The organism is Kocuria rhizosphaericola (assembly GCF_044462205.1).
In the GTDB taxonomy this organism is placed as follows: domain Bacteria; phylum Actinomycetota; class Actinomycetes; order Actinomycetales; family Micrococcaceae; genus Kocuria; species Kocuria rhizosphaericola.
In genome coordinates this window covers 1-17,525 of sequence record NZ_JBISWK010000024.1, presented here as the reverse complement: position 1 = coordinate 17,525, position 17,525 = coordinate 1, and the positions used below count along the sequence as shown (strand labels likewise).

Annotated in this window: 18 protein-coding genes; all 18 read right to left on the bottom strand. The window is 73.1% G+C overall.

Going from position 1 to position 17,525, the window contains the following annotated elements:
• The 18 genes from ACH9D2_RS02125 to ACH9D2_RS02040 all read right to left on the bottom strand — a co-directional run bounded on the left by ACH9D2_RS02125 (position 1) and on the right by ACH9D2_RS02040 (position 17,520).
• Positions 1-999 (bottom strand): aspartate carbamoyltransferase catalytic subunit, encoded by a 999-nt coding sequence (locus ACH9D2_RS02125; protein ID WP_396361107.1) that lies wholly within the window; start codon positions 997-999, stop codon positions 1-3.
• Positions 996-1,619: a bifunctional pyr operon transcriptional regulator/uracil phosphoribosyltransferase PyrR gene (gene pyrR / locus ACH9D2_RS02120; protein ID WP_396361106.1), complete on the bottom strand. Its 624-nt coding sequence runs from the start codon at positions 1,617-1,619 to the stop codon at positions 996-998. Before pyrR ends, ACH9D2_RS02125 begins: the two co-directional genes overlap by 4 nt.
• 127 nt (positions 1,620-1,746) lie before the next feature.
• Complete coding sequence (locus tag ACH9D2_RS02115) at positions 1,747-2,538, bottom strand: ABC transporter permease (RefSeq protein WP_396361105.1); 792 nt, start codon at positions 2,536-2,538, stop codon at positions 1,747-1,749.
• The gene (locus ACH9D2_RS02110; protein WP_396361104.1) at positions 2,528-3,466 is read right to left on the bottom strand and encodes an ATP-binding cassette domain-containing protein; all 939 of its coding nucleotides are present in this window, start codon (positions 3,464-3,466) and stop codon (positions 2,528-2,530) included. The genes ACH9D2_RS02115 and ACH9D2_RS02110 overlap by 11 nt, the downstream gene beginning before the upstream one ends.
• Positions 3,467-3,529: 63 nt before the next feature.
• Complete coding sequence (gene nusB, locus ACH9D2_RS02105) at positions 3,530-3,940, bottom strand: transcription antitermination factor NusB (RefSeq protein ID WP_396361103.1); 411 nt, start codon at positions 3,938-3,940, stop codon at positions 3,530-3,532.
• Positions 3,937-4,500 (bottom strand): elongation factor P, encoded by a 564-nt coding sequence (efp, locus tag ACH9D2_RS02100; RefSeq protein WP_133410212.1) that lies wholly within the window; start codon positions 4,498-4,500, stop codon positions 3,937-3,939. Before efp ends, nusB begins: the two co-directional genes overlap by 4 nt.
• A gap of 76 nt (positions 4,501-4,576) precedes the next feature.
• Positions 4,577-5,692 carry a 3-dehydroquinate synthase gene (gene aroB, locus ACH9D2_RS02095; RefSeq protein ID WP_396361102.1) on the bottom strand — a complete coding sequence of 372 codons (1,116 nt, stop codon included), beginning with the start codon at positions 5,690-5,692 and terminating at the stop codon, positions 4,577-4,579.
• Positions 5,689-6,300, bottom strand: coding sequence for a shikimate kinase (locus ACH9D2_RS02090; RefSeq protein WP_396361101.1), 612 nt, complete (start codon positions 6,298-6,300; stop codon positions 5,689-5,691). The genes aroB and ACH9D2_RS02090 overlap by 4 nt, the downstream gene beginning before the upstream one ends.
• A complete protein-coding gene (gene aroC / locus ACH9D2_RS02085) occupies positions 6,297-7,589 on the bottom strand; it encodes a chorismate synthase (protein ID WP_396361100.1) in 1,293 nt (430 codons plus the stop codon). Before aroC ends, ACH9D2_RS02090 begins: the two co-directional genes overlap by 4 nt.
• Before the next feature lie 63 nt (positions 7,590-7,652).
• The gene (locus ACH9D2_RS02080) at positions 7,653-8,546 is read right to left on the bottom strand and encodes a shikimate dehydrogenase (protein WP_396361141.1); all 894 of its coding nucleotides are present in this window, start codon (positions 8,544-8,546) and stop codon (positions 7,653-7,655) included.
• A complete protein-coding gene (locus ACH9D2_RS02075; RefSeq protein ID WP_396361099.1) occupies positions 8,537-9,766 on the bottom strand; it encodes an endolytic transglycosylase MltG in 1,230 nt (409 codons plus the stop codon). The genes ACH9D2_RS02080 and ACH9D2_RS02075 overlap by 10 nt, the downstream gene beginning before the upstream one ends.
• Positions 9,763-10,449, bottom strand: coding sequence for a Holliday junction resolvase RuvX (gene ruvX / locus ACH9D2_RS02070; protein WP_396361098.1), 687 nt, complete (start codon positions 10,447-10,449; stop codon positions 9,763-9,765). The genes ACH9D2_RS02075 and ruvX overlap by 4 nt, the downstream gene beginning before the upstream one ends.
• A complete protein-coding gene (gene alaS, locus ACH9D2_RS02065) occupies positions 10,446-13,142 on the bottom strand; it encodes an alanine--tRNA ligase (RefSeq protein WP_396361097.1) in 2,697 nt (898 codons plus the stop codon). The genes ruvX and alaS overlap by 4 nt, the downstream gene beginning before the upstream one ends.
• A complete protein-coding gene (locus tag ACH9D2_RS02060; protein WP_396361096.1) occupies positions 13,142-13,513 on the bottom strand; it encodes a hypothetical protein in 372 nt (123 codons plus the stop codon). Before ACH9D2_RS02060 ends, alaS begins: the two co-directional genes overlap by 1 nt.
• A complete protein-coding gene (locus ACH9D2_RS02055) occupies positions 13,510-13,938 on the bottom strand; it encodes a DUF948 domain-containing protein (RefSeq protein ID WP_396361095.1) in 429 nt (142 codons plus the stop codon). The genes ACH9D2_RS02060 and ACH9D2_RS02055 overlap by 4 nt, the downstream gene beginning before the upstream one ends.
• Positions 13,939-14,132: 194 nt before the next feature.
• Positions 14,133-14,765, bottom strand: a complete 633-nt coding sequence (gene rpsD, locus ACH9D2_RS02050) for a 30S ribosomal protein S4 (RefSeq protein ID WP_017832285.1) — start codon at positions 14,763-14,765, stop codon at positions 14,133-14,135.
• A gap of 372 nt (positions 14,766-15,137) precedes the next feature.
• A complete protein-coding gene (glpK, locus tag ACH9D2_RS02045) occupies positions 15,138-16,661 on the bottom strand; it encodes a glycerol kinase GlpK (protein WP_396361094.1) in 1,524 nt (507 codons plus the stop codon).
• A gap of 64 nt (positions 16,662-16,725) precedes the next feature.
• Entirely contained in the window at positions 16,726-17,520 is a 795-nt protein-coding gene (locus ACH9D2_RS02040; protein ID WP_396361140.1) for an MIP/aquaporin family protein, read from the bottom strand.
• Between the last annotated feature and the right edge of the window lie 5 nt (positions 17,521-17,525).

The following is a 17,525-nucleotide window of genomic DNA, read 5'->3' as shown; positions in this document are numbered from 1 at the left end:
TCAGCGCTCCTGGGGGTGCGGGGTCGAGGTGGGGTCGAGGTCGTCGCCGGACAGCAACAGGTAGAGCACCGACATCCGCACGGAGACGCCGTTGCGCACCTGGTCCAGGACCGTGGAGCGCGGGGAGTCCGCCGCCGCCGAGGAGATCTCCAGCCCGCGGTTCATGGGTCCGGGGTGCATGATCGCCGTGGTCGCCCCGGCGTCGTCGAGGGCCGCGACCCGCTCGGGGGTCAGCCCCCACTCCCGGGCGTACTCCTGGGCGGTCGGGAAGAAGGCGGCGTGCATGCGCTCGCGCTGCACGCGCAGCATCATCACGGCGTCCGGGGCGGGCTCCAGCGCCTCGTCGAGCGAGAAGACCACCCGGCACGGCCAGTCCGCGATGCCCACGGGCAACAGGGTGGGCGGGGCCACGAACGTGACGCGGGCGCCCAGGGTGGTGAACAGCCACAGGTCGGAGCGGGCCACCCGGGAGTGCAGGACGTCGCCGACGATCACCACGTGCATGCCCTCGAGGTCGAGTCCGCGGGTGCTCTCGCGGCCCTCGGTGCGGGCGCGGTGCTGACGCAGCGTCATGGCGTCGAGCAGGGCCTGGGTGGGGTGCTCGTGGGTGCCGTCGCCGGCGTTGACCACGGGGGCGTCGATCCAGCCGGACTCGGCGAGCTGCTGCGGGGAGCCGGAGGCGGAGTGCCGGATCACCACGGCGTCGGCGCTCATCGCCGCGAGGGTCTGGGCGGTGTCCTTGAGCGATTCCCCCTTCGAGACCGAGGACCCCTTGGCGGAGAAGTTGATGACGTCCGCGGACAGCCGCTTGGCGGCCGTCTCGAACGAGATGCGGGTGCGGGTCGAGTCCTCGAAGAAGAGGTTGACCACGGTGCGGCCACGCAGGGCGGGGAGCTTCTTGACGGAGCGCTGGCCCACGGCGGCCATCTGGTCCGCGGTGTCCAGGACCGTCAGGGCGGCGTCGTAGGAGAGGTCCTTCGTGGACAGCAGGTGCCTCATGCGCCGGCCCCCGGGGCGGTGGTCTCGATGACCACGCAGTCGGCGTTCTCGGCGGGTCGCGGCTCCGGGTCGGTCTCGGCCAGGCGGACCCGGACCTTCTCCTGGGAGGAGGTGGGCAGGTTCTTGCCCACGTGGTCGGCGCGGATGGGCAGCTCCCGGTGGCCGCGGTCGACGAGGACGGCGAGGCGGACCACGCGGGGGCGCCCGACGTCGACGAGGGCGTCGAGGGCGGCGCGCACGGTGCGCCCGGAGTACAGGACGTCGTCGACGAGGACCACGGTGCGCCCGTCGATGCCCTGCACGGGGATGCGGGTCGGCTGGGGGGCGCGGGCGGGGTTCTTGCGCAGGTCGTCGCGGAACATCGTGACGTCGAGCTGGCCGAGGCTCGCGGCGGCGTCGAAGCCGGGGTCGGTCGCGGCGATCTTGGCGGCGATCCGCTGGGCCAGCGGATAGCCGCGGCGCGGGATGCCGAGCAGGACGAGGTCCGAGCTGCCCTTGTTGGCCTCGAGGATCTCGTGGGCGATGCGCGTCAGCGCGCGGTCGATGTCGGCTGCCGAGAGGATGACGCGCGCGGCTGCGGGTCCCGTCGAGGGGCCGGCCGTGGAGGTGTCGTCGATCATGGGTGCCGCCTCCTTCCCCGCCTCACAGGACGGACTTAAAGGTTGCTTGCTCGCCCCAACCTAGCACAGCGGCCCTCCCGCGCCGGGCCGCACGTGACGTCCGCCACCCCGGGCGGCCCCGCCCGGGTCAGGCGCTGTGGTCGGCCCGCTCCCACCACGCCGCGGTGGCCGCCGCCGAGCCGAGGGCGACGAGCACGACGCCCAGGGGTCCGCCCCAGCCGGTGTCCGCGGGGGCCGGTCCCGCGGTGCCGGCGAGGAGGGCGGGCACCGCCCAGGGGAACCATGCGCCGTGGCCGACGGCGGCGAGCACCTGCGCCACGAGGACGGTGAGGAACAGGACAGCCACGGCGGGCAGGTAGCCCCGCCCCACGCTCGCGGCCAGCCCGTACGGCACGGCCAGGCCCGCCGTCAGCAGACCTGTGCCGAGGACGCCGCCGGCGCCGCGCAGGGCGGCCCCGCCCGACCACCCGGGCAGGCCGAGGGCCGCGCCGAGGACGAGCACGAGCGCCACGAGGAGCACGGTGAGCGCGGCGCACCAGGCCAGCAGCAGGAGCAGCTTGGCCAGCACCACGGCGGTGCGGGAGGTGGGCAGGGCCAGCAGGTCGGCAGCGGTACGGTCGGAGAACTCCCGGCCGAAGAGCCAGATCGCGGCGGTCCCGAAGATGATGAGCCCGCCCACCGAGACGGTCTGCGCGGTGAGGGAGAAGTACCCGGGCCAGTCCGCGGTGCCGCCCGTGAGCTGGGCCTTGGTCCCCAGCAGCCCCAGCGACCGGGCCCGGTCGGCGTCCTGCAGCACGAACATGAAGAACGCCCCGACCGCACCGGCGAGGAGGACGGCCCCGACGGTCGCCCACGGCACCCGGGAGCGGCGCAGCTTCAGCGCCTCCGCCTGCACCGCGGCCGCCAGCTCACCGGGCACCGGACCGCTCCTGCGCCTCCGGGGGCTGCGCGTCGACCAGGCGCAGGAAGTAGGCCTCGAGGTCCTCGTGGACCACCGTGAGGCCCGTGGGCGGCACGCCGCCGTGCACCAGGGCGGCGGCCACGGTGTCCGGCCGGTCCGTGGCGCGGTCCTCCTCGAGCACGACGCCACGGGGCCCGCGGCGGGACGCGAAGCCGGCGGCGGCCAGCACCCGCACCGCGCGGGCGTCGTCGCGCGTGGTGAGCTCCAGGTGGCGGCGGACCCGGTCGGGCAGGGCCGCCGTGGCGAACTCGTCGAGCAGCCCGCCCCGGTGCAGGACCCCGATCCGGGTGGCGACGCGGGCGACCTCGCCGAGGATGTGGCTGGAGAGCAGCACGGCGGTCCCGTGCTCACGGGCGAGGCGCTCGAGCAGGGTGCGCACCTCGACGACACCGGCCGGGTCCAGGCCGTTGACCGGCTCGTCCAGGACCAGCAGGGACGGCCGGTGCAGCACGGCCCGGGCCAGGGCCAGCCGCTGCAGGTTGCCCAGGGAGAGGACGCGGGCGCGGCGGTCGGCGTGCTCGCGCAGTCCGAAGAGCTCCACGGCGTCCTCGACCGCGCCCGGCGACCGCACCCGGTGCAGCCTGCGGGCGACCTCCAGGTTCTCGCGCACGGTCAGCTCCGGATAGGCGGAGGCGGCCTCCACGAGGTAGCCGACCTCGGCCCAGACGGACCGGTCGCCGCGCCCGCGCCCGAGCACCGTGACGGAGCCGGCCGCGGGGCGGACCATGCCGAGGACCATCCGCATCACGGTGGTCTTGCCGGCCCCGTTGAGCCCCAGCAGCGCGTAGAGCTCCCCCGGGCGCACCTCGAAGGAGACGCGGTCGACCGCGCACACGGGCCCGTAGTGCTTCGAGACGCCCTGCAGGCGCAGCGCGGGAGCTGTCACGCGGACCTCCCCGGAACGGCCGGTCGTGGTCCCGCGATGATAGCGCTCCGGGTGGCGGGCCGCTCAGCCCAGCAGGGTCGGCTTCATCTTCTGCAGCCGGCCCAGCAGGCCGTTGACGAAGCGCGGGGAGTCGTCCCCCGCGAGCTCCTTGGCGAGGTTCACGGCCTCCGCCACGGCGACCCCGTCCGGGACGTCGTCGTTGAACAGCAGCTCCCAGGCGCCCACGCGCAGCACGTTGCGGTCCACGGCCGGCATCCGCTCGAGGGTCCAGCCCTGGGAGTACGTCTCGAGGTACTCGTCGAGCTCACCGCGGCGCATCGTGACGCCGAGCACGAGCTCCTCGGCGTACGGGGAGACGAGCGAGTCGCTGTGCATCCGGCGCCGCTCCATGACCTCGCGGGCGTCCTCGTGCCGCTGCTCGGCCTCGAAGAGGATCTCCACGGCGCGCCGGCGCGCCTTGCCCCGGGCGCTCACTCGTTGACGCGGCCCAGGTAGTCACCCGTGCGGGTGTCGACCTTGACCTTGGTGCCCTGCTCGAGGAACAGCGGCACCTGGATCTGGTAGCCGGTCTCCACGGTGGCGGGCTTGGTGCCGCCCGTGGAGCGGTCGCCCTGCAGGCCCGGCTCGGTGTAGGTGATCTCGAGGACCACGGACGCGGGCAGCTCGATGTAGAGCGGGGCGCCCTCGTGCAGCGCGATGGTCGCGTTGAGGTTCTCGAGCATGAAGTTGGCGGCGTCGCCCACGACCTCACCGGGGACGGTGATCTGGTCGTAGGTCTTGTTGTCCATGAAGACGTAGTCGGCGCCGTCCTGGTACAGGTACTGGTACTCGCTGCGGTCCACCGTGGCGGTCTCGATCTTGGCGCCGGCGTTGAAGGTCTTGTCGACCACCTTGCCGGAGGTGATGTTGCGCATCTTGGTGCGCACGAACGCCCCGCCCTTGCCCGGCTTGACGTGCTGGAACTCGATGACGTTCCAGAGGTTGCCCTCCAGCTTCAGGACGGTGCCGTTCTTGATGTCGTTCGTGGTAGCCACAGGTTCTCTCTCTGTCTGTCTGCGAAGTCGGCAGGTCGGCGCGGAAGGCGGGTGTCGTCCCGGACCGCGGACCAGTCTAGCTGGGCGCGCCCTCGGCGATCTCCTGGTAGGTCGCGAAGAGGATCGCGGGGTCGGGGACCTCGAGGACGCGGGGCCTGCCCACGGCGTCGAGGACGACGAAGCGCAGCAGGTTCCCGCGGGTCTTCTTGTCCCGCTTCATGACCTCGAGCAGCCGCGGCCACTGGTCCCACCGGTACGCGGTCGGCAGGCCCAGGGAGCCCAGGACGTCGCGGTGGCGCTCGACGACGTCGTCGGCGAGGCTGCCGGCGGTGCGCGCGAGCTCCGCGGCGAAGACCATCCCCACCGACACCGCGGCGCCGTGGCGCCACTGGTAGCGCTCGTTGTGCTCGATCGCGTGCCCGAGGGTGTGCCCGTAGTTGAGGACCTCGCGGCGGCCGGCCTCGCGCAGGTCGCCGGAGACGATCTCGGCCTTGACCCGGATGCCGCGCTCCACGAGCTCGCGCACCACCTCGGACTGCGAGTCGCGCACCGCCTCCGGATGGGCCTCGATGAGCTCGAGGATCCGCTCGTCGGCGATGAAGCCGCACTTGACGACCTCCGCCATGCCGGTGAGCAGCTCGTTCTCCGGCAGCGTCTTCAGCGTGTCGAGGTCGCACAGCACGGCCGCGGGCGGGTGGAAGGCACCCACGAGGTTCTTGCCCTCGGCGGTGTTGATCCCCGTCTTGCCGCCCACGGCGGCGTCCACCATGCCGAGCAACGTGGTGGGCACGTGCACCACGCGCACGCCGCGCAGCCAGGTCGCGGCCACGAAGCCCGCGAGGTCGGAGACCGCGCCCCCGCCCACGGAGACGATCGCGTCCGAGCGGGTGAAGTCGTTCTGGCCGAGGACCTGCCAGCAGAAGGACGCCACCTGGACGTGCTTGCCCTCCTCGGCGTCCGGGATCTCGGCGGTGAACGCCTGGTACCCCTGGCCGCGCAGCTCCTCCATGACCACGTCGCCGGTGCTGCGCAGCGCCCTCGGGTGGATGACCAGCACGCGCTGGACCCGGTCGCCGAGCACGCGGGGGACCTCCCCCAGCAGGCCGTGGCCCACGAGGACGTCGTAGTTCTCGGCCGGACGGTCCCCGGTGACGGAGATGGTCGTGACGGTGCGGGGAGCGGACTCGCTCATGCCTGGACCTCCTGGGTGCTCTCGGTGGTGCCGCCGGCCGCCCGCGGGGACCGCAGGCGGGTGAGCTCCGCCTCGAGGTCGGCGCCGATCTCCGCGACAGGGCGGTTGTGGGTGCCGTCGAGCGTGATGTCGGCGAGCTCCTCGTAGCAGGCGCGCCGGGACTCGTAGAGCTCCAGCCAGCGCCGCTCCGGGTCCGGTTGGAGCATGGGCCGGGTCCGGTTGCCGCTGATCCGGGGCAGCACGGTCTCGGTGTCCACCTCGAGGTAGGCGACCAGCTCGTGGCGCAGGAGCTCCCGGGTGGACGGGGTCATGGGGGCGCCGCCCCCCACGGAGAAGATCGCGTTGGCGTGGTCGGGGTCCCGCAGGATCTCGGCGACGGTGTCCGCCTCGAGGTCGCGGAAGTACTTCTCGCCGTGCTCGGCGAAGATTCTCGAGATCACGCCGTACCGGGAGACGATGACCTGGTCGGCGTCCACGAAGTCGTAGCCGTAGAACTTGGACATGTGCAGGGCCAGGAAGGACTTGCCGGCGGCCATGGGGCCGATGAGCACCACGGGCCGCTGCGGGACCGCGGCGGCGTCGGCCGGGGCGGGGAACTGCGCGTTCACGCCTGGCCCTCCCCGGTCTCGGCGGGCGCCACGAGCGGGTCGCCCATGTGGTCGCCGCGCGCCGCGGCGGCGTCGTCCTCGAACGCCCCGAGCTCGCCGGAGGAGTGCAGGGTCTCCGGGATGGCGGCGAGGTAGGCGTCCTTGTTGCGGGCGGTCTCTGCGATCGAGTCCCCGCCGAACTTCTCCGTCACGGCGTCGGCGAGCACGAGGGCCACCATCGCCTCGGCGACCACGCCCGCGGCGGGCACGGCGCAGACGTCCGAGCGCTGGTGGTGGGCCCGGGCGGCCTCGCCGGTGGCGACGTCGACGGTGCGCAGGGCCCTGGGCACGGTGGCGATGGGCTTCATGGCCGCGCGCACGCGCAGGACGTCCCCGATGGACATGCCGCCCTCGATCCCGCCCGCCCGGTTGCTCACGCGCCGCACGACGCCGTCGGCGCCGCGGGAGATCTCGTCGTGGGCCTCGGACCCCGGCCGGGCCGCGGTCAGGAAGCCGTCCCCGACCTCGACGCCCTTGATGGCCTGGATGCCCATCAGGGCCCCGGCCAGGCGGGAGTCCAGCCGGCGGTCCCAGTGCACGTACGAGCCGAGTCCCGGGGGCAGACCGTAGGCGAGGACCTCGACGACGCCCCCGAGGGTCTCCCCGTCCTTGTGCGCGGCGTCCACCGCCGCCACCATGGACTCCGCCGTGGCGGGGTCGAAGCAGCGCAGGGGGTCGGCGTCGAGGCCGGGGACGTCGGAGGGCAGCGGGCGCGGGGCGTCCACCGGCGCGCTCACGGCGCCCACGGCCGTCGTGTGGGAGACGAGGTGCACGTCCAGGGCCTCGAGGATCTTCGCGGCGACGGCGCCGAGGGCCACGCGCGTGGCGGTCTCCCGGGCACTGGCCCGCTCCAGCACGGGCCGGGCCTCGTCGAAGCCGTACTTCTGCATGCCGGTGAGGTCGGCGTGGCCGGGGCGGGGACGGGTCAGGGGGGCGTTGCGGGCGCGGCCCTCGAGCACCTCCGCGTCCACAGGGTCCGCGGACATCACCTCGCGCCACTTGGGCCACTCGGTGTTGGCGATCTCGATCGCCACCGGCCCGCCCTGGGTCACGCCGTGGCGCACGCCGCCGAGCAGGCGCACCTGGTCCTGCTCGAACTTCATCCGCGCGCCGCGGCCGTAGCCGAGCCGGCGGCGGGCCAGGGCGTCGCGGACGTCCTGGCTGGTCAGGTTCACCCCCGCCGGGACGCCCTCGATGATCCCGACGAGCGCCTCGCCGTGTGACTCGCCGGCCGTGAGCCAACGCAACATAACAACTCTTTCCGTTTCGGGGTCTCGGCGGCAGGGCCCGGAGGGCGCGGCCGCCGACAGGTCTCAGGGGCGGGGCAGGGACGGGGCTGCGAGGATGGGCCGCCCCACCGCCGTGCACATCGCGGCGATCACGTCCTGCTCGCGGGGCAGGGGTGTGCCCGGATCGCGGCCGGTGAACAGACGGATCTGGTCCACCGCCTGGAAGATCAGCATATCGAGTCCCGGGGCCACCGCTCCCCCGGCCCGGGCCCAGGCCCCCGCGACCTTCGACGGCCACGGGTCGTAGGCGGCGTCCAGGAGGACGCCCGTGGTCTCCGGGGAACCGGCCTCCAGCTGCGCGGCCAGCTCGTCCGCGCCGTGCGGCGGGAGGGTCGAGACGACCACGTCGTAGCCGGCCAGGCGGTCCGGCGCCTCGTCCCACGCCCGCAGGCGCACGGGGATCCCGAGCCGGCGCCCCGCCTCGACGGCGCGCCCGGCGCGGGCGGCGGCTCGCACGAAGACGTCCACGGAGGCGGCCCCGAGCAGCTGCGCGGCGGCGACCGCGGCCGTGGCCGTGCCTCCCCCGCCCAGGACGGCGGCCCGGGGTGAGTCCGGCACCGCGCCCGCCGCGAGCACCGCGCCGACGATGCCCGTGACGTCGGTGTTGTGGCCCAGCACCGTCCCGTCGGGGCGGAAGAGCAGGGTGTTGACCGCGCCGACCGCGTCCCCGAGGCCCGTCAGCTCGTCGGCGCACGCGGCGGCGACCGACTTCAGGGGCATCGTCACCGACAGCCCGCGCCAGGCCGGGTCGCCGCGGCGGTCGTCGACGAACGGCGGCAGCTGCTCCTCGACCAGGTCGTGGGCGTCGTAGTGCACGTCCTCGCCCAGCACGGCGTACGCGGCGCGGTGCAGGTCCGGGGACCTCGAGTGCCCGATGGGGTGGCCCACCACGGCGGCGCGGGCGGGGCTCACCCGCACCGGCCCTCGTTCTCGCTGCACCACTGGTTGTACTCCTCCACGTACTCGAGGTGCTGGGCGTAGGTCTCGGAGAACTTCGTCTCGCCCGTCTCCAGGTTCACGGTCACCCAGAAGTAGTAGTCGTTGTCCTGCGGGTCGGCGGCCGCCGCGATGGCGGCGTCGCCCGGGGACCCGATCGGCCCCACCGGCAGCCCCGGGTTGGCGAAGGTGTTGTACCGGTTGGACTCGTCGCGGCGCTCCTCCTCGGAGAAGTCGTAGCTGCGGCGGTCGAGGCCGTAGGTCACGGACGCGTCGGACTGGATGAACCCGGAGGTCTCGCCCTCGGGGTTGTCGAGGCGGTTCTGGATCGCGCCGGCCACCACGTCGTAGTGCTCGGGCTGGACCTCGAACTCGATGATCGAGCCGATGGTGAGCACCTCGAAGATCCTGTCCTCGCCGGTGACGCCGTTGTCCTCGAGGGTCGTCCGGGTGCGGTCCACCATGGCGCGCAGGATCTCCTCCGCCGTGGCGTCCAGCGGGAACCGGTACTCGCCCGGGTGCAGCCAGCCCTCGAGGGTCGGGAAGCGGCCGGGGATCCCGAACGCCGCCGTGTCTCGCTCGTAGGCCTCGAACTCGGAGACGGGGATGCCCGTGGACTCGCTGAGGACGCCGAACACGTCGGACATCCGCAGGGTCCGGTTGACCGCCGCGTAGTGGGTGGCCTCCTCCTCCTCCATGAGCGCGTCCACGGCGGCCTCGGAGCTCATCTCCGTGCGCAGCTCGTACTCGCCGGGCTGGATGAACTGCTCGGCGTGCTCCTCCTGGTAGGTGTCCACGAACGTCTCGGCGTCCGCCACGATCCCCCGCTCCTGGAGGGCCACCGCGATCTGCCCGGTGGTGGCGCCCTCGGCCACGGAGAAGGTCACGGGGTCCTCGCCGTCGCCGCGGTAGTCGCGGACCTCGAACCACCCGAAGGTGGAGCCGAGCACGGACACGGTGATCAGCGCGGCGAGCAGGAACAGGGCGATGGCCGTGGTCAGGGACACGCGGCCGCGGCGCTGCCGCCGCTTGACCTGCTCGGGGGTGAGCTCCTCGTGCTCGAAGACGCCGCGCAGGCCCGAGGAGGACTCCCGCGACGACGGGGCGTCCAGCAGGCTGCCCAGACCGCCGGCGCCGCCGGACGACTCGCGGGGCGCCTCGGGTCGGCGGGACGCCGACTGGTCGTACGGATCGTCGCTCACGAATGCTCTCCGTCCGGATCGGTGGTCGTCAACGGTGCCGTCCGCGCCCGGTCGGGCGCTCCGGCGGTGTCCCCGGCGGCGTCCGCGGCCGTGTTCGCGGCCTCGGTGGATGGCTGCCCGCCGTGCGCCACAACGGTACCGTGCCCGTCGAGGTCCCCCCCATTATGCGGGACGGCGGGATCCGCGGCGCCGGGGACCGTCGGGTCCACCGGCGCGCCGGGCTCGGCGCCGGTCGCCCTGGCCCGGTCCACGGCGCTCTGCAGGATGGTGGCCGCGGCCACCTGGTCGACCTTGTCCATGTGGTCGCGGCGGGAGACCCCGGCCTCCAGGAGCACCCGGTGGGCGTCCACCGTGCTGAGGCGCTCGTCGACCAGGCGCACCGGCACCTCACGGCCCTTCACCCGCAGCCGCCGCACGAGGGCCTCCGCGTAGTCGCGCGCCATCGCGGTCGAGGCGTTCTCCCCGCCGTCGAGGCTGCGGGGCAGACCGACGTAGACGGCGACGACGTCGTGCTCCTGGACCAGCCCGGCCAGCAGCTTCACGTCGAAGCCCTTCCGGGGGTCGCGCCGCAGCGTGGTCAGCGGCGTGGCGAGGATGCCGTCGGGGTCGCACAGGGCGACCCCGACGCGGACGAGGCCGACGTCGACCCCCATCCGCCGTCCCCGGGCGAAGGCGTCGCTCACGCGGCGGCGCCGCCCGTCGCCCGGGCGACGTCGGACAGCACGGCGTCCAGGGCGGCCCCGACCTGGGCGGGGTCCTGACCTCCGCCCTGGGCGATGTCGTCCTTGCCGCCGCCGCCGCCGCCGAGGACCTTGGCGGCGGTGCGCACGAGCCTGCCGGCCTGCACCCCGGAGTCGCGGGCGCCCTCCGTGGTGGCCACGAGGACCAGGGGCCGGCCCTTGGCGGTGCCGGTGACGGCGACGACGAACGGCTCGGCCGTCATCCGGCCGCGCAGGTCGAGCGCGAGCGAGCGGACGTCGTCGGCCCCGGCGACCTCGCCCATGTCGTGGGCGAGGACCTTGACCGGTCCGACCTGGCGCACCCCGTCGAGCAGGGAGCCGGCCTGCGCCTGGAGCTTCTCCCGGCGCAGGACCGCGAGCTCCTTCTCGGCCGTCTTCAGCTTCTCGAGGGTGCCCGCGAGGCGCTCGGGCAGCTCCGCGGTGGACTGCACCTTGAGCATGCCGGTGAGCTGGTTCACGAGGGTGCGCTCGGCGGCGAGGTGCCGGAACGAGTCCAGGCCCACGAGCGCCTCGACGCGGCGGTTGCCCGAGCCCACGGACTGCTCGGTCAGCAGGGTGAGCGAGCCGATCTGGGCGGTGCCGCCCACGTGCGTGCCACCGCACAGCTCCCGGGACCACGGGCCGTTCAGCTCGACCACGCGCACCCGGTCCCCGTACTTCTCGCCGAACAGGGACATGGCGCCCATGGCCTTCGCCTCGGCGAGGGCCATCTCCTGGGTGACCACCTCGTGGTTGGCGTGGATCGCCGCGTTGGAGACCTCCTCGATCTCCTGGCGCTGGGCCTCGCCGAGTCCCTCGCCCCACGCGAAGTCGAAGCGCAGGTAGCCCTCCTTGTTGAAGGAGCCGCGCTGGACGGCCTCGGGCCCGAGGATGTCGTGCAGGGCCGCGTGGACGATGTGGGTGCCGGTGTGGGCGGCCTCGGCGGCCCGGCGCCGCGCGACGTCCACCTGGGCGAGCACCGTGGCCCCGGAGAGGGCCTCGCCCTCGCGCACGACCGCCTGGTGCACGGACAGCCCCTTCACGGGCTGCTGGACGTCGGTGACCTCGAGCACGAAGCCGTCGCCGGCGATCGTGCCCCGGTCGGCGGCCTGGCCGCCGGCCTCGGCGTAGAACGGCGTCTCGTCCAGGACGACCTCGACGTGCGTCCCCGCCGGCGCGGCGGGGACGGTCACGCCGTCCTGCAGCAGGGCGCGCAGCACCGTCTCGTGGCCCAGCCGGGTGTAGCCGGTGAACACCGAGCCGCCCTCGTCGACGAGCCGGCGGAACACCGACAGGTCGGCGTGGGCGCCCTTCTTGGCGCGGGCGTCCTGCTGCGCGCGGTGGCGCTGCTCCTCCATGAGACCGCGGAACGCCGTCTCGTCGACCGCGACCCCGGCCTCGGCGGCCATCTCGAGGGTGAGGTCGATGGGGAAGCCGTAGGTGTCGTGCAGCGCGAAGGCCTCCGCACCGGACACGGTCCGCCCCTGCCGCCTGGCGCCGGCCACCGCCTCGTTGAGCCGGGTGGTCCCGGACTCGATGGTCTTCAGGAACGCCCGCTCCTCGGCGTAGGCGATCCGGGAGATCCGTTCGAAGTCCTCGGCCACGTAGGGGTAGACGCCGCGCATGGCGTCCCGGGACGCGGGCAGCAGCACGGGCAGGCAGGGCTCGGTGACTCCCATCAGGCGCATCGCGCGGATCGCACGGCGCAGCAGGCGGCGCAGGATGTACCCGCGGCCCTCGTTGGACGGGCTCACGCCGTCCGCGATGAGCATCAGCGAGGAGCGGACGTGGTCGGCGACCACGCGCATCCGCACGTCGTCGTCGTAGCCCTCCTCCTCCGGCTTCTCCGAGCCGCGATAGCGCTTCCCGGAGAGCTCGGCCGCCCGGTCGAGGACGGGCCGGACCTGGTCGGTCTCGTAGAAGTTCTCGACGCCCTGCAGGAGCATGGCCAGGCGCTCCACGCCGAGGCCGGTGTCGATGCTCTTCTCGGGCAGGTCGCCCAGGATCTCGTAGTCCTTGCCCGGGCCCTCTCCGCGCTGGTACTGCATGAAGACGAGGTTCCAGATCTCGATGTACCGGTCGTCGTCGACGGCCGGCCCGCCCTCCCGGCCGTATCGGGGGCCGCGGTCGTAGAAGATCTCGGAGTCGGGGCCCGCGGGACCGGGCTGGCCGGTGTCCCAGTAGTTCTCGTCCCGGCCCATCCGCTGGATCCGCTCGGCGGGCACGCCCACCGTGTCCTTCCAGAGCGTGTAGGACTCCTCGTCGTCCTGGTAGACGGTGATCCACAGCCGGTCCGGGTCCAGTCCGAAGCGGCCCTCGTCCACGGGCCCGGTGAGCAGCTCCCAGGCCATGGGGATGGCCTTCTCCTTGAAGTAGTCCCCGAAGGAGAAGTTGCCGGCCATCTGGAAGAACGTGCCGTGCCGGGCGGTCTTGCCCACCTCGTCGATGTCGAGGGTGCGGATGCACTTCTGGATGGACGTGGCGCGCCGGTAGGGGGCGGTCTCCTGGCCGAGGAAGTACGGGATGAACGGGACCATGCCCGCGATCGTGAACATGGCACCGGGCTGGGCGGAGATCAGCGAGGCGGAGGGCACCACGGTGTGGCCCTGGCCTTCGAAGTAGTCCAGCCAGCGCTTGGTGATTTCCTGAGACAGCATTACCGGTGCTTTCCTTCGCGGTGGGTCGAGGGGGGTGTCGTGGGGTCGGTGGGGTCCGTCGCGGCCTCGGCCGCGGTGCCGTCGAGCACCGGCGGGGCGGCGTCCCGGGCGGCCAGTCGGGGGGCCGACGGCCGGGGCGCGGCCACGCCGAAGGACTCCCGCAGCTCGGCCTCCCGCTCGTCCATGCCCGCCCGCACGGTGGCCGCGAAACGGTAGAGCCGGGAGCGCCAGTCCCCGGCGCGGGGGGTGCGGGCGGGGCCGGAGGCCTCGCGCACGGAGAGGTCCTGGCCGGGTGACCGGGCGAACCGTGTGGCGGCGGCGCCGAGCACCCCGCCGGCGGCCACGAGGGCGAGCCGGCCCCAGAAGCTCATGGCCGGTCCTCCCCCGGGGTCCCGGGGGCCTGCCCGTCCGCGTCCCCGAAGCGGTCGGCGCGGTGGGAGCCCTCCGTGGGCGTGTCGCCCGTGAACGCCCGGCGCACGCCGTGGGAGAACGCGGCGACCTTGATCAGCGGCTGGCCCACGGTGGAGGCCACCAGGGAGGACAGCGCGGAGACGTTCGCGGAGGCGTCGGAGACGTTGGTCGTGATGCCGTCCACCTTCTCGAGCTGCGAGTTGGTGGTCGAGACGGTGCGGGTGACCTCGTCGATGAGGGGGACGGTCTCGTTGTTGAGCGAGCGGATCGTCAGCCGCAGCTCGTCGAAGACCTTGCCGAGCTTGAGGATCGGCACCGCGAGCAGGAGCACCAGCACGGCGAACACCCCCGCGGCGAGCAGTCCTGCGATTTCTCCACCGGTCATGGGGCGGCGCGCTCCTTGCTGGTCGGGTCGACGGTGCCGGGGCGGCGGAACCGCCCGGGCGTGCGGGGACGGGCACCGGCGCGGTGCCCGGGGATCAACTGTACCGAACGGAAGAGCCCGCGGCGCAGGCGCCGCGGGCTCTTCGCAGGGAAGGCCCTGCCTCCGGGGTGTCCCGGGGGCAGGAGCCCGCAGGATCAGGCCATGCGGGCGTAGTACTCCACCACGAGCTGCTCCTCGCAGGTCACGGGGACCTCGGCGCGCTTGGGCTTGCGCACCAGCTTGGCCTGCAGCTTCTCGATCTGCACGTCGAGGTAGCCCGGGGTGTCGGGCAGCACGGCCTGGTGCGCGCCTGCGGCGGCGACCTGGAAGGGCACCATCTTCTCCGACTTGGCGTGCACGTGGATCAGCTGACCCTCCTTGACCTGGTAGGAGGGGCGGTCCACCCGCTCGCCGTCCACCAGGATGTGGCGGTGCACGACCATCTGGCGGGCCTGGGCCATGGTCCGGGCGAAGCCGGAGCGCAGGACCAGGGCGTCCAGGCGGGACTCCAGCAGGGCGACCAGGTTCTCACCGGTCTGGCCCTCCTGGCGCTTGGCCTCGACGTAGGCGATGTGCATCTGCTTCTCGCGGATGTTGTACTGCGCCCGCAGACGCTGCTTCTCGCGCAGCCGGACGGCGTAGTCCGAGTCGGCCTTCCGGCGGGCACGGCCGTGCTCACCGGGGCCGTAGGGACGGCGCTCGAAGTACTTCTCGGCCTTCGGGGTCAGGGCGATCCCGAGGGCGCGGGACTTGCGCACCTGGCGGCGCGCACGCGTGTTGTTAGCCACGTTTACCTTTCACAATGCGGTGCTCTCCCCCGTCCGGTCTCCGGTGCGGGGGGAGCGTGTTCTGTTCGGTCCGGCCTCCGAGGACGGGATCGGTCCCGCCGGAGAGGTGAGGATCAGCCGCAATCCTCCTGTCCTGCAAGCGCCGTGACCGCGCGCCGTGCACCGTGGTTGAGGCGGTGCGCCGGGCGTGCGGGAGCACGGGCCTTGCCGGCCGACGTTCCACTATAGCGTGTGCGCGGGCCGTTCCGCGCCCCGGTCCGCGCACGCCGGTCCCTGCTCCTGGCCCCTGCTCCCGTGCCTGTCCGGGCCCCGTGCTACGGAGCGCCGCCCGGGGAGCCCGGGCGGCGCTCCGTCCCCGCGGAGGGGACGGCGTCAGTCGACGTCCTCGTCGACCCAGTCGAAGGACTTGGTCACGGCCTTCTGCCAGTTGCGGTAGAGCCTGCCGCGCCGATCCTCCTCCATCGCCGGCTCCCACCGGGTGTCCTCCGCCCAGTTCGCGGTGACCTCGTCGGTGCCGGACCAGAAGCCCACCGCGATGCCGGCCGCGTAGGCCGCGCCGAGGGCCGTGGTCTCGGTGACCGCCGGGCGCACGACCGGCACGCCCAGCTGGTCGGCCTGGAACTGCATGAGCAGCTCGTTGGCGGTCATGCCGCCGTCCACCTTGAGCTCGGTGATGTCCACCCCGGCGTCCGCGTTCATCGCCTCGACGACCTCGCGGGACTGGTAGGCCGTCGCCTCGAGGGCCGCCCGGGCGATGTGGGCCTTGGTCACGTAGCGGGTCAGGCCGACGAGGGCGCCGCGGGCGTCCGGGCGCCAGTGCGGGGCGAACAGGCCGCTGAAGGCCGGCACGAAGTAGGCCCCGCCGTTGTCCTCCACCGACGCGGCCAGCGGCTCGACCTCCGGCGCGGAGGCGATGATCCCGAGGTTGTCGCGCAGCCACTGGATCAGGGACCCGGTCACGGCGATGGAGCCCTCGAGGGCATAGACCGCGTCCTGGTCGCCGATCTTGTAGCAGACGGTGCTCAGCAGCCCGTTCTCCGAGCGGACCACCTCCGTGCCGACGTTCATGAGCACGAAGCTGCCGGTGCCGTAGGTGTTCTTGCCCATGCCCTTCTCGAAGCAGGCCTGCCCGAACATGGCGGCCTGCTGGTCCCCGAGGATCCCGGAGATCGGCACGTCCTTGAGGAAGCCGCGGGTGCGCCCCTTGCCGTAGACCTCGGAGGAGGAGCGGATCTCCGGCAGCATCGACATGGGGATGCGCATGTCGGCGCAGATCTCCGGGTTCCAGTCCAGCGTCTCGAGGTTCATCAGCATCGTGCGGGAGGCGTTGGTGACGTCGGTGACGTGCACGCCCCCGTCGACCCCGCCGGTCATGTTCCACACGAGCCAGGAGTCGGTGGTGCCCATGAGCAGGTCGCCGCGCTCGGCGGCCTCGCGGGCGCCCTCGACGTTGTCGAGGATCCAGGTGACCTTGGGACCGGCGAAGTAGCTCGCCAGCGGCAGGCCCACCCGGTCCTTGTACCGGTCCGTGCCCTCGTCCCCGGCGAGCTCGTCGACGAGCGCCTGGGTGCGGGTGTCCTGCCAGACGATCGCGTTGTGGACCGGCTTGCCCGTGGTGCGGTCCCACACCACGGTGGTCTCGCGCTGGTTGGTGATGCCGACGGCGGCGATGTCCCGGGCGTTGACCTCCGAGCTGGCCTCCGCCTCCGCGACGACCTTGCGGACGTTGACCCAGATCTCCAGGGGGTCGTGCTCGACCCACCCGGCGCGCGGGAAGATCTGCTCGTGCTCCAGCTGGCCGGTGCTGACGATGTTGCCCTGCTTGTCGAAGATGATGGCGCGGGAGCTCGTGGTGCCCTGGTCGATGGCCATGACGTACTTCTGGTCGGTGCTCATGGGTGGTACCTCGCTTCGTGGTGGTGTCGTGCACGGGTCGGGCGGTGGTGGGCGGGTGCGGGCCTCAGGCCGGCGGGTTGGAGTAGAGCTGGTAGAAGCCGCCGGCGAGCAGGGCGCCGAGGACCGGGCCGACGATCGGGACCCAGGCGTAGGCCCAGTCGCTGGAGCCCTTGCCGCGGATCGGCAGCAGGGCGTGGGCGATGCGGGGCCCGAGGTCACGGGCCGGGTTGATGGCGTAGCCCGTGGGCCCGCCGAGACTCGCGCCGATGCCGACCACGAGCAGGGCCACGGCCAGCGGGCCGAGCTGGGACGGGGTGTTGCCGAACAGCAGGATCACCGCGACGAGGACGAAGGTGCCGACCACCTCGGTGACCACGTTCCAGCCGTAGGAGCGCACCGCCGGCCCGGTCGAGAACACGGCGAGCTTCGTCGCCCCGAGGACCTCCTCCTCGATCTCCTCGTCGAAGTGCTTCTTGTAGGCCAGGAACGCCACGACGGCGCCCAGGATGCCGCCGACGAGCTCGCCGGCGAAGTAGACGAGCGTGCTGACCACGGTGATGGCCACACCGGGGGCGTACTCCTCGGCCCCGCTGGCCCACAGGCCCACGGTCACGGCGGGATTGATGTGGGCGCCGGACTGGTAGGCCACGTAGACACCGGCGAACACGCCCAGGCCCCAGCCGAAGTTGATCATCAGGAACCCGCCGCCGAGCCCCTTGGTCCTCGGCAGCACGGCATTGGCGACGACGCCGCAGCCGAGCAGCAGCAGCATCGCGGTGCCCGCGACCTCGGACCAGAAGACGGTGGACAGGGGGATCGGCACGGCAGGCGCGACGGCCTGGACCACTGCGTTCGACATCGACA

Excerpts from the sequence above, each read along its gene's own strand:
- ACH9D2_RS02125 (WP_396361107.1), bottom strand. The coding sequence starts at position 999 with ATGAGGCACCTGCTGTCCACGAAGGACCTCTCCTACGACGCCGCCCTG.
- pyrR (WP_396361106.1), bottom strand. The coding sequence starts at position 1,619 with ATGATCGACGACACCTCCACGGCCGGCCCCTCGACGGGACCCGCAGCC.
- aroB (WP_396361102.1), bottom strand. The coding sequence starts at position 5,692 with ATGAGCGAGTCCGCTCCCCGCACCGTCACGACCATCTCCGTCACCGGG.
- aroC (WP_396361100.1), bottom strand. The coding sequence starts at position 7,589 with ATGTTGCGTTGGCTCACGGCCGGCGAGTCACACGGCGAGGCGCTCGTC.
- alaS (WP_396361097.1), bottom strand. The coding sequence starts at position 13,142 with ATGCTGTCTCAGGAAATCACCAAGCGCTGGCTGGACTACTTCGAAGGC.
- ACH9D2_RS02060 (WP_396361096.1), bottom strand. The coding sequence starts at position 13,513 with ATGAGCTTCTGGGGCCGGCTCGCCCTCGTGGCCGCCGGCGGGGTGCTC.
- ACH9D2_RS02055 (WP_396361095.1), bottom strand. The coding sequence starts at position 13,938 with ATGACCGGTGGAGAAATCGCAGGACTGCTCGCCGCGGGGGTGTTCGCC.
- glpK (WP_396361094.1), bottom strand. The coding sequence starts at position 16,661 with ATGAGCACCGACCAGAAGTACGTCATGGCCATCGACCAGGGCACCACG.
- ACH9D2_RS02040 (WP_396361140.1), bottom strand. The coding sequence starts at position 17,520 with ATGTCGAACGCAGTGGTCCAGGCCGTCGCGCCTGCCGTGCCGATCCCC.